The 6,000-nt window shown below is 45.5% G+C and carries 6 protein-coding genes; all 6 read left to right on the plus strand.

The genetic code is table 11. The features are described 5' to 3' along the window. The first annotated feature begins 46 nt into the window (after window positions 1-46). The 6 genes from DI53_RS18445 to recR all read left to right on the plus strand — a co-directional run bounded on the left by DI53_RS18445 (window position 47) and on the right by recR (window position 5,884). The gene (locus tag DI53_RS18445; protein WP_037503421.1) at window positions 47-676 is read left to right on the plus strand and encodes an HAD family hydrolase; all 630 of its coding nucleotides are present in this window, start codon (window positions 47-49) and stop codon (window positions 674-676) included. A gap of 185 nt (window positions 677-861) precedes the next feature. Then, window positions 862-2,106, plus strand: coding sequence for a PQQ-dependent sugar dehydrogenase (locus DI53_RS18450; protein WP_037503422.1), 1,245 nt, complete (start codon window positions 862-864; stop codon window positions 2,104-2,106). Between the two features lie 173 nt (window positions 2,107-2,279). Next, the gene (locus DI53_RS18455) at window positions 2,280-3,029 is read left to right on the plus strand and encodes a 5'-nucleotidase C-terminal domain-containing protein (protein WP_241462479.1); all 750 of its coding nucleotides are present in this window, start codon (window positions 2,280-2,282) and stop codon (window positions 3,027-3,029) included. Further along, the gene (locus DI53_RS18460; protein WP_037503423.1) at window positions 3,004-3,963 is read left to right on the plus strand and encodes a bifunctional metallophosphatase/5'-nucleotidase; all 960 of its coding nucleotides are present in this window, start codon (window positions 3,004-3,006) and stop codon (window positions 3,961-3,963) included. Before DI53_RS18455 ends, DI53_RS18460 begins: the two co-directional genes overlap by 26 nt. Before the next feature lie 13 nt (window positions 3,964-3,976). Next, window positions 3,977-5,182 carry an MDR family MFS transporter gene (locus tag DI53_RS18465; RefSeq protein WP_037503424.1) on the plus strand — a complete coding sequence of 402 codons (1,206 nt, stop codon included), beginning with the start codon at window positions 3,977-3,979 and terminating at the stop codon, window positions 5,180-5,182. Between the two features lie 90 nt (window positions 5,183-5,272). After that, on the plus strand, window positions 5,273-5,884 hold the full coding sequence (gene recR, locus DI53_RS18470; RefSeq protein ID WP_037503425.1) for a recombination mediator RecR: 612 nt from the start codon (window positions 5,273-5,275) through the stop codon (window positions 5,882-5,884). The last annotated feature ends 116 nt before the right edge of the window (window positions 5,885-6,000 follow it).

The raw sequence follows: 6,000 nt of genomic DNA on the forward strand, positions 1-6,000 counted from the left end.
TGACGATGCAATTATCGATATTTGTAGGGAGAAAACAAAATTTTAGATGCAAAAAATTAAAAATATTATTCTCGATTATGGCAATGTCATCTTCATGATCGACTTCCCGCGCGTTAGGCAGGCATTTATGTCATTGGGTATCAAAAATGTAGACGAGTTCTTTGGGCACAAGGCGCAAGATTCCCTTTTTGATGCTTTCGATCGGGGTGAAATCAGTGCAGCCGCATTTCGGGACGGCATCCGCGAACGATCTGGTAAACCGGAGCTCAGCGACGACGATATTGATGATGCATGGAATGCCCTACTCATCGGTGTGCCCCCCGGTAAACACGACGTGCTCGAATATCTAAATAGTAAATACCGGTGCTTCTTGCTGAGCAATAACAATGAAATTCACTACCGCCGATGTATGCAACACCTTACCGAAGTTTACGGCATAGCAGACAACAGCAGCTTTTTTGAAAAAACGTTCTACTCGCATCTCCTCGGGCTACGAAAGCCGGACGCTACCATCTTTGAAGAAGTGATAAGACAGACAGCCATTATTCCCGAAGAAACATTATTTATTGATGACAGTCCGCAACATCTGGAAGCTGCGAAGGATTTAGGGTTCCAGACCGCGCTCTGTAGCCCAGATGAATCTCTTGAATTGTTGGTGGAAAAATTTAAGCTTTAATCTAGAATAAGCAACATTTATGTGATAATCGGCCGATAGGCTACAATTATGCTTGGGTTGAATCAAAAATTCAAACAAAATCAGCTATTTTGTACTTATTATCCTAAACATACATTTTATGAAGTACCCATTTATATAAATAAGCGAGGGTATTTTATAGAACAGAAAAAACAAACTACATATATATGAAAAAGACCCTTCCAGCTTTTCTTTTGTCGTCCGCTACTCTATTCACGGTAGCTTGCAACAATAATGCTGCAACAAAAACAAATGATAATAGTACAACAACAGACAGCGTTTACCCCGCTGTAGAAAAAAATAAGGCGAATACCAGTTACAAGCCCGCATTTGAAGGACAGACCCGCATTGCTGGAGTAAAAACGACTACGCCTTATGAGGGAAAAGTGATAACGAAAGAGTTGAAATCACCGTGGGGCATCGCCGTACTACCTGACAATAGGGTGTTAATAACGGAAAAAGAAGGTGATTTACGTATCGTCAGCCTCGATGGATCAGTCAGCGAAGCTATCACGGGCATTCCAAAGGTGGATGCACAAGGACAAGGTGGTTTACTTGGATTGACACTTGATCCTGATTTTAGCAGCAACAGGATGGTGTACTGGGTATTTTCGGAACCCGTATCGGGAGGCAATCACACAGCTGTAGCCAAAGGTCGCCTGGCAGATGATGAAAAGAGCATAGAGGGCGCAAAAGTGATCTATCAGGCTTTGCCTACCTATGACGGCAAGCTGCATTACGGCGGACGCATCATCTTTGATAAATCGGGAAATTTACTCGTTAGTACAGGCGAACGCTCTGATTTGGAAACCCGCCCGCAATCGCAAGATCTTAAGTCTGCGTTAGGCAAAATCATCCGTATTACTAAAGACGGCAAACCAGCCGAAGGCAACCCATTCGCAGGCGATGCGAATGCACGCCCGGAGGTATACAGCTACGGTCACCGTAACGTGCAAGGATTAGCACTGCATCCAGAAACTGGTGATCTTTGGGAGACAGAATTCGGTCCGCGCGGTGGTGATGAGCTCAATCGCGTAGAAGCGGGCAAAAATTACGGCTGGCCTATCATCACATACGGCCTGGAATACAGTGGCAAAGAAATCGGCAATCCGCCAATACAACAAAAGGAAGGATTAGAACAACCGGTGTATTATTGGGATCCGGTATTATCCCCTAGCGGACTTACGTTCTATACTGGTGATGCTATTCCTGAATGGAAAAACAATGTATTTGCCGGTGGCTTGAGCAGTACACACATCGCTCGCCTGGTCATTAAAGACAATAAGGTGGTAGGCGAAGAGCGCCTGCTCGATCGCGAGGGCCAGCGTTTCCGTGACGTAGCACAGGGGAAAAACGGTGAAATATTCGCCATTACAGATGGAGGTCGCCTCTACAGCATAGCCAAAAAATAAGCACTAAAGGGTTTTGCTTCTGTAAGACAGGCGCTTGATATTTAACAGGCGCCTGTTTTCGTTTTCCGCATTTTTCTGCGCGTAGTCCCGTCATATTATTTTATCAATAAATGCTGTTGCTACGATAATTAAAATTAATTTAAGTGCTTATCTTTGCCACAAATTTGGTTTCTATGAGAAGTTCTTTGCGCTATAGCGCACTAGTTGCGACAGTGGCGCTCTTTGCATCGTGTAAATCACAACTGAATCCCACTGTTAGCAATGAGCGATACTATCAGATAGACAGCGCGCTACAGGCCGACACTGGTATCGTAAACTATTACGCACCCTATAAAGCGAAACTGGAAACGGAAATGAACCGAGTCATCGGTGTTTCCGAGGTAGCACTTACCAAAGATGGCAGTGCGGAAAGTTTAGTAGGCAATTTCTTTGCCGATGCGCTCCTATGGAAAGGTAAACAGTTGGATCCTGAAGTGCAGGCGAGTTTTGGGACAAAAGGTGGTATCCGTTCCGGACTGAAAGCTGGGAATATCTCGGTGGGTAATATTTTTGAGATGATGCCTTTTGAAAATGCGGTCACAGTACTGACATTAAGCGGCAAGGATATGTTACGCTGGGCAGACTTTATGGCCAAAACCGGCGGGCAGCCTGTCAGCGGCGTGAAGCTCGAGATCCGTGATGGGAAAGTCGCTAACTTTTTGGTGCAGGGAAAACCGATCGATCCTAACGCTACGTATAAGCTGGTCACCTATGACTATCTGGCTAATGGTGGCGATTATGTCACTTGCTTTGATAATGTACTAGCGCGCAAAGATCACACACAACGTATTCGGGAGACATTGATGGAGTACGTCTCGGAGTTAACAAAAAATGGAAAACACATTCAAGGAAAAATAGATGGAAGAGTTCGCATTGCTAAGTAGACGGAAATTTTTAAAACAGTCAGTAGCATGGGGCGCTTTGGCTGGGTTAAGCACGGTGCCCACTTGGGCAAACGCCTCGGCAAAAGACCATCGATTGACGATCCTACACACCAATGATGTGCATAGCCGAATCGAACCCTTCCCCATGGATGGTTCCCGATACCAAGGCTTAGCGGGTGTGGCACGCAGAAGCACGTTGATTAAAAAGATAAGAACGGAGGAACCGCAAGTTTTGCTGTTGGATTCTGGCGATATGTTTCAAGGAACGCCGTACTTTAATATGTTTGAAGGCAAACTCGAGATCGAGCTGATGTCTAAATTAGGCTATGAGGCGGGCACCTTTGGCAATCACGAATTCGATAATGGTCTGACAGGACTTGCCAAACATCTCGATAAAGCTACGTTCCCGTTTTTGACCGCGAACTATGATTTTACAGGCACCTTGCTGGAAGGAAAAACGCAAGACTTTACGATCATAGAAAAAGGGGGCTTACGCATCGGCCTTACTGGTGTCGGTATTGATATTGAAGGACTCGTCGATCCAAATAGCTATAAAGGCATGAAGTACTTGGATCCTATCCCCGTGGTCAATCGTATCGCGAAGCAATTGAAGGAAGAAAAGAAATGCGACTTAGTCATTGTCCTTTCCCATCTAGGTTATAAGTATAGCGATGATAAAGTATCGGATATAAAATTGGCTGCAAATACGGAAAATGTCGATATCATTCTAGGCGGACATACGCATACCTTTCTAGACGAGCCGACACGCGTTAAAAATCTGCAGAATGAAGAGGTATTAATCAATCAAATGGGATTCGCGGGGATCCGTCTTGGTCGTTTGGATGTGGTCTTTAACAAACAGACCCGCAAAAAGCAAATCATAGCACAACATTATACTGTTGATCAGCGATTAGAAAAAAGCCAGACGGCTTAGCGCATTGTAAATTGTGAAAAAGATTATAGGGCTATATGTAGACTCTTACCGCGGTCTATCAACCGAAGCGTGGTTGCTAGCCGTGGTCATGCTGATCAATCGTACCGGGTCGATGGTTATCCCTTTTCTCAGTATGTATATGTCGTCTGCACTAAATTTTACGAAGCCGCAAGTCGGTATGGTATTGGGGTGCTTTGGACTGGGTTCGGTTTGCGGCTCTTGGCTTGGTGGCTGGCTGACAGATAAGTTGGGAAATTATAAAGTGCAGGCCTTCAGCTTGATCTTGACCGTACCTATATTTTTAATACTTCCAAATTTCAAAACGTTCGAGAGCTTAGCAGGCATGATTTTTCTGTTAACGCTCGTCGCAGATACGTTCAGACCAGCGAACTCAGTTTCTGTAGCGCGCTATGCAAAGCCGGAAAACCTGACGAAAGCCTATTCGCTAAATCGTATGGCTGTAAACCTGGGGTTCTCGATCGGGCCGGCATTGGGCGGCTTTTTGGCTACGTTCTCTTACGACTGGATCTTCTATGGTAACGCCATCGCTGCCCTGTCAGCGGCTATCGTGTTTATCCTCTTCTTCAAAAACCGGAAACCACGCAACCAGATTGCATCGCTTCTGACAACGGAAAAGAAGCTTACTGCAGACGATAGAAATGCATATTTAGATACCCCGTTTGTCATATTCAATGTTTTTTGCTGCCTCTTTTCGATGGCCTTCTTTCAGTTATTGAGCACGCTACCGCTATTTTACAAGGAGGCAAAGATGATGACTGAGGGACAGATCGGGATCTTGCTCGGCTTTAGCGGCTTTTGTATTGTTGTATTTGAGATGCTGCTCGTACATGCTGTCGAACACCGTTTCACCCCTCGGCAGGTGATGGTGTATGGAACGGGAATAGCGGGTATCGCCTACCTGATGCTGAACGCACCCTACGGCGTGCCTTGGCTCTATGTTTCCATGTTTATATTGTCTATCGGCGAAATGTTGACGCTGCCCTTCACCGCCACGATCAGTGCTTCCCGGGCTACGCTCAATACGCAGGGCGCCTATATGGGTTTTAATTCCCTCGCCTTTGCTGCCGCAAATATCTTTTCCCCTTACCTGGGCACGTATGTGGCTGAACATTATGGCTACAATACCTTATGGTTAGGCACCGCCGCCGTCATGCTGTTTACCTGCCTTGGTTTCTCTTGGATACTTAAGAAATTCTAAGTTTTGTCATTTAAATTACTGGTAGAAATACAGCTTCATCAGTACAAGGATCATAAGCTACTTTTAAATATTAATGTTTAATTTTGCGCCATGCAATTTTCGTCGAGATTACTGGAACAGGCTGTGGATGAATTTGGGCGTTTGCCCGGTGTGGGTAAGAAAACGGCCTTACGCCTGGTGCTTCATCTGTTAAAACAGCCAGATGCGGATGTATCTCGATTTACAGGTTCCATCAATCTGCTGAAAGAAAACATTCGCTACTGCAAAAACTGTTTTAATATCGCGGATCAGGATGTGTGTGAAATATGCGTATCGCCAAAGCGCGATCACGAAACTATTTGTGTGGTTGAAGATACGCGGGATGTGATGGCCATTGAAAACACCAATCAATATCAGGGAGTGTATCACGTCCTTGGCGGCCTCATATCACCAATGGACGGCGTAGGTCCCTCCGACCTTAAAATCGAAGCCCTCGTTGATCGCCTCCGCAATGGGAATATCAAAGAAGTTATTTTAGCGCTTAGTGCCACCATGGAGGGCGACACCACAATCTTTTACCTTTCTCGTAAACTCAAAGAATTTGATGTGCAGGTCAGCACCATAGCCCGAGGTATTGCCTTCGGCGGGGAGCTGGAATACGTCGATGAACTTACGCTTGGCCGCTCCATCGCCACACGCGTACCCTATGAGGTTAAAGGTTAGTCTTTCTTCTTTTTTAGATTTTTCATCTGTTCCTCAGCATGCTGCAGCGAGTTCAAGTTTCTCTTTATAAAACGGATTGTCCTACGCTCAACCTTTCCGCCGCATGCTGCAGCAAA

This window comes from Sphingobacterium deserti (assembly GCF_000757725.1).
In the GTDB taxonomy this organism is placed as follows: Bacteria; Bacteroidota; Bacteroidia; order Sphingobacteriales; family Sphingobacteriaceae; genus Sphingobacterium; species Sphingobacterium deserti.

What these genes read in the sequence shown, in the direction of transcription:
- DI53_RS18455 (WP_241462479.1), top strand. Translation starts at nt 2,280, where the DNA reads ATGAGAAGTTCTTTGCGCTATAGCGCACTAGTTGCGACAGTGGCGCTC.
- DI53_RS18450 (WP_037503422.1), top strand. Translation starts at nt 862, where the DNA reads ATGAAAAAGACCCTTCCAGCTTTTCTTTTGTCGTCCGCTACTCTATTC.
- recR (WP_037503425.1), top strand. Translation starts at nt 5,273, where the DNA reads ATGCAATTTTCGTCGAGATTACTGGAACAGGCTGTGGATGAATTTGGG.
- DI53_RS18460 (WP_037503423.1), top strand. Translation starts at nt 3,004, where the DNA reads ATGGAAGAGTTCGCATTGCTAAGTAGACGGAAATTTTTAAAACAGTCA.
- DI53_RS18445 (WP_037503421.1), top strand. Translation starts at nt 47, where the DNA reads ATGCAAAAAATTAAAAATATTATTCTCGATTATGGCAATGTCATCTTC.